The organism is Robinsoniella sp. (assembly GCF_034124845.1).
Genome location: NZ_JAWYAJ010000143.1, coordinates 1 through 972, shown reverse-complemented (window position 1 = coordinate 972; position 972 = coordinate 1). Strand labels below are relative to the sequence as shown.

General features: G+C 42.8%; 1 protein-coding gene. It reads left to right on the top strand.

Features of this window, described 5'->3' with window-relative positions; all coding sequences use genetic code 11:
- Positions 1-261: 261 nt before the first annotated feature.
- On the top strand, positions 262-972 hold a 711-nt coding region (locus tag ACH2DQ_RS06775), incomplete at its 3' end, for an aminopeptidase P family N-terminal domain-containing protein (protein ID WP_395026079.1).

Genomic DNA, 972 nt, shown 5'->3' with positions numbered 1-972 from the left:
AGTGGCGCAGTACGGCAGGGCTGAACCGCGGCAGGTGAGTTTTTATACCACACCGGGATATTGCTGTGATTAAAAAATATTATAGGAAATGAAACAAAACATATAGAAGTATAAATAAAATATATTGATTCATAAACTATGATGATTTATAAACTATAATGATTCATACACTATTCAGAAACTATGATGATTCAGAAACTATATAGATACATAAAAGATAAGAAAGAAATAAATATAATACAGAAAATGGAGGATATAAAAATGAACAGACATGGAGCAATCTGTATTCCCGATCAGGAATACAAAGAAAGAGCACTAAAAGCAGGAAAGATTATCAGCAGAGAGGGACTGGATATACTGATTGTGAATTCCAATGAGGCGGACTATGCTAACGGAAGATATTTTTCAGGCTTCTGGCCGCTGTTTGAGCGCTGCGGCGTAGCGATTACCCCGGACGGGGATGCCGCACTGATGGTAGGACCGGAGAGCCGTCATTTTGCCGCAGACCGTTCCAGAATCGATAAGATTTTTGTATTAAAAGAATACCGGGAAGGTGCAGACCCGGCATATCCGGAACTGCAGGCGGATACTTACCAGGATGTATTTGAGGCTCTTAAGATTACCGGAAAGAAACTGCGTATCGGTGTGGCAAGCTATCTGGACACTTCCGTTATTATAATGGAAGGAATTAAATCAGCATTTCCCGAGGCGGAGATTGTGCGGGCAGATCATATCATGGTGGAACTGCGTTCGATCAAGTCCATATATGAGATAAACTGCCTGCGGGAAGGTTATCGGATCGCAGAACTGGCAACGCAGCAGGTAATTAAGGAAATTAAGCCCGGTATGACCGAATTGCAGATGGTGGGAGTAGCACAGCGGGTCGTATATGAACATGGAGCAGAGTATGAAGGACTGCCCATGTATGTATTCTCAGAAGCATCCACCCGCCATGCAATTTCACGTTCCTCT